The sequence below is a fragment of the Methylobacter svalbardensis genome, assembly GCF_037671525.1.
GTDB lineage: Bacteria > Pseudomonadota > Gammaproteobacteria > Methylococcales > Methylomonadaceae > Methylobacter_A > Methylobacter_A svalbardensis.
The window spans coordinates 1-3248 of the sequence record NZ_JAWPOH010000137.1 but is presented as its reverse complement, the minus strand read 5'-3'; the positions used below and the strand labels follow the sequence as shown (position 1 = coordinate 3248).

Annotated in this window: 3 protein-coding genes; 1 reads left to right on the top strand and 2 read right to left on the bottom strand. The window is 44.3% G+C overall.

Features of this window, described 5'->3' with window-relative positions:
• Nucleotides 1-91: 91 nt before the first annotated feature.
• Nucleotides 92-850 carry a DEAD/DEAH box helicase family protein gene (locus tag RW114_RS20230; RefSeq protein WP_340124536.1) on the bottom strand — a complete coding sequence of 253 codons (759 nt, stop codon included), beginning with the start codon at nt 848-850 and terminating at the stop codon, nt 92-94.
• Nucleotides 847-2850, bottom strand: coding sequence for a DNA methyltransferase (locus tag RW114_RS20225; protein WP_340124535.1), 2004 nt, complete (start codon nt 2848-2850; stop codon nt 847-849). The genes RW114_RS20230 and RW114_RS20225 overlap by 4 nt, the downstream gene beginning before the upstream one ends.
• Here RW114_RS20225 and RW114_RS20220 point away from each other — a divergent pair, their 5' ends adjacent.
• On the top strand, nt 2851-3012 hold the full coding sequence (locus tag RW114_RS20220) for a hypothetical protein (RefSeq protein WP_340124534.1): 162 nt from the start codon (nt 2851-2853) through the stop codon (nt 3010-3012). It begins immediately after the preceding gene.
• Nucleotides 3013-3248 lie beyond the last annotated feature (236 nt).

Genomic DNA, 3248 nt, shown 5'->3' with positions numbered 1-3248 from the left:
CTTCTGGAAAACATATGGTTGGGAGGGATTTGGGGCGTTTAGGGCCGACGGTTTCGCTACAGTACCGTGCTGCTGGATAATTTTCCAAGAATCAGGCTGCAAAAAATTTAAAAACTTGAACATCGAGTTTCAGTAAGCCTGAAGCGGTTACGTCTTCCGGGTTTACCGTCACCGGATGCTGAGAGCGCGTTTGATAGTGTTGGCTATCCAGTAATAAATTCTGAAAACGCTTGGGTGTTGCGGAAACACCAATAATCAATTGAACAGCGGGCAGTTCATCAGAACCCAAAACAAATTTTTGAGCAATGGTTCGGGCATTATTTTCTTGCTGCCGGGATGTATTCATACCCCGGTGGGCTTCATCAATAATCAGATAGAACCTATCTTTTAAAACGTCCTGCGTTTTTTGGATAGTATCCCAAATGGTGTGCTGACGATTATCGCCTTTTATTTTAACCAGATTTTTATCCTTGCCCAGCTTTTGCGTATTAAGAAAATACACTTTGCCGCCATCAAAGGTTTCCTGGTCAAAATCGTTATCGACCACCACCAAATCGGCATCCCGCAAACGGCTTGAGCACAAAGCAATCTTTCGGCGTGATTGCTCGTTCAATTCCGGTTGATCGGACAACCACAAAAAAACCGCATCCGGTTCAGCGAAAATTTCATCCGCACCCTGAAAAATCATTTCAATCAAAGCGGCAACAATAACCGTTTTACCGGAGCCCGTGGGTGAGGCCAAAACAATCGCTTGCGGTTTACCCTCCTTAATCAAGTTTTTTGTATTCCGAATGTAATTAGCTATCTGCTTGACTGCATCTTCCTGAAAATCCATTAGCCGCAATTTCATGTTCTTACCCTAGTTTCCGTGTTGATTTTGAATTGATCCAGATAGTTTTTGTATAATTGGACAACTGCTAAGCCTGAATCAAGCTCATCCCGCATCGCAAAAAAACCTTCTTCGGAGTTTGTCACCAGAAACACATGCGTGATGTCAGCTTTAACCTTTAAAGCCTGTTTGAAAGGCAAGAAACAGTGTTCGTCCAGTAAGACGCCGAACGGGCAATGTTCAGGCAAGAAAAACGACGGACTATCAGCTACTTGTGGGCAAGCACCTTTCGCGCCTGCTATTAGCCACAAAATCGGCAGTAGCGCGGCAAGCTTCCGCCCCAACTGCACCTCATCGGCATCCAGAAAATCCAGCTTGAAATAAGCTAGATTAGCTTCAAACCCGGCGCTTAATGGCCGTTTTTCATCTTCACTGACTTGCAACAGGCCCAGCAATTCATTGATTGCGTCTTTCAAGCGTTTGAACAGCGCGTTATTTGCTGTGACCAGATAAAAGGTTTCGATATGCGTCATATCGTCCAGCGCGTCCAGATAGGCATTGACGCAAGTATCATCGAACAACACCGAGGCCGTGCAGGTTTCGTCCACAAAATAAGCCGAGTCCTTAGTGACTTTCGATTGCGGAATACCATCCAGCAAGCCCGCCAGTTCTTTTTTTCGTGCTGTGCTGGTCAGTTGCGCTGTGTCGATAAAGCCGATTTGTTTAAAATTGCGGCGCTTGTCTTTGGAAATCGTGCGTCCGGTCAGATAATCGCCGTCCAGTAACGTACCGTCATCGCGCTTGCCCAATATCGTGTATTTGCTGCGCGGGTAGGTGACCGCTTGGCAAATACCGTGTTTTTCGTATTCGTCATCGCCGGGCATTAAGCCTTGTTCTTGCAAGTTTTTCGCTTCTTCCACTGAAACTTCGTTATTGGTAACCAGAATACAGCGACGGTTGCCGTTGTCGACGGCGTTCATCAGGTTGACGGCGTTTAAAGTTGTTCCTGATCCGGCAAAAAAATCCACAATTAGCGCGTTGGGTCGATCAAGGACAATTGCTGAGATAGAATCTCTGACCGCATAAAGGGATTTTGGAAATGAAAATCGACCTGTTTCGCCAAAAATTGCCTTTAGAATATCCGCACCGTAAGCACCTGCATCGTGAGAACTTCTGTGCCAAACAGTTTTAATTTGCCGTTCCCGTGCGTCAGCGTATTCAACATTAACTACATTTTTGACAGCATCAAACTCGACAATTTGAATAGCTCCAGATTCTATTTGCAGTTGTAATTTTTTGCTCAGATATGAAATCCCCCATGTTTTACGCTTAACATCAAATCCACCAAGTGAAACATACCCTTTGGATATTAACCCGCGTAATGTGGCAGGACCGACACCCCAATTTCCAAACGAGCAGTCAGAACGAATTGGCCAAGCTACGGCATACCCATTAACAGAAGCATCTATATCAGGTTGTTGATTAAGAGGTAGATATTCACCTACTTCAATAATTGTATGTCGATCCGTATCAATTAGAATTGGGAAAAATAATTTTTCCCTGTCTTGCCGACGAGCATTTGTGCCAGATCGTAACAACCCTTTCCAGCGTGGTATTTTATGATTTTTTGAGTTTAAACTATTTGATGTTAGTAAATCGTCTCGAAGTCCGGCGACAAAAGCCTTTTCTGAAAAACAAAATAATGCATACTCTTCAACACGGGAAAATCGTCCTTGTGTTACACCTTTGGGATTAACAACGATGGTGACAATTTGCCTATAGAAATTAGGAAAAGCGTTTTCTAGTAGCATCCCTAAATGATGAACTTCATGCTCATCAATCGTCACAATAAGCACACCAGTATCAGGCTTGAGCAGCCGTTTAGCCAATTTCAGCCGTTTTTCCATAAAGGTTAGCCACTTACTATGCCTCCAACTATCATTCACATCAACATAGTTGTTGTTATATTTCCAATCCTTAGCGCTAGTGTTATACGGAGGATCAATATAAATGCAGTCCACTTGCCCGGCATACAGGTATTCCAGCAATTGCAGCGCGTGAAAATTATCGGCTTCGATCAAGGTATGAAAAGGCCGCTCACCGCCATTTTCAACCGTAGCCATAGGTATCAAGGCCGGATAGATGGCTTCGCCGAAACGCTGCACCACCACCAATTGTTCTAATGGATAAACAACTACGCTGCCGTCTACATCCTTATTCACAATCGCCGAGCCATCCTTGATGTGTTTGACGCGAAAGGTTTCCCGCAAATCGCCATCCTTAAGAGCAACCTATAGTGGACCCCATTGTCCAGACAAATAATGCCTTAATTTAAGATAGAGCCCTGTTCACACTCCAGCTGAATGGCGCTGTCCCAATTTTTTTATACGGGAACTGATATTTCTGCCGCTCCGTATTT

Bases quoted from the DNA above. Each gene is read 5' to 3' on its own strand.
- RW114_RS20230 (WP_340124536.1), bottom strand. From the start codon at position 850: ATGAAATTGCGGCTAATGGATTTTCAGGAAGATGCAGTCAAGCAGATA.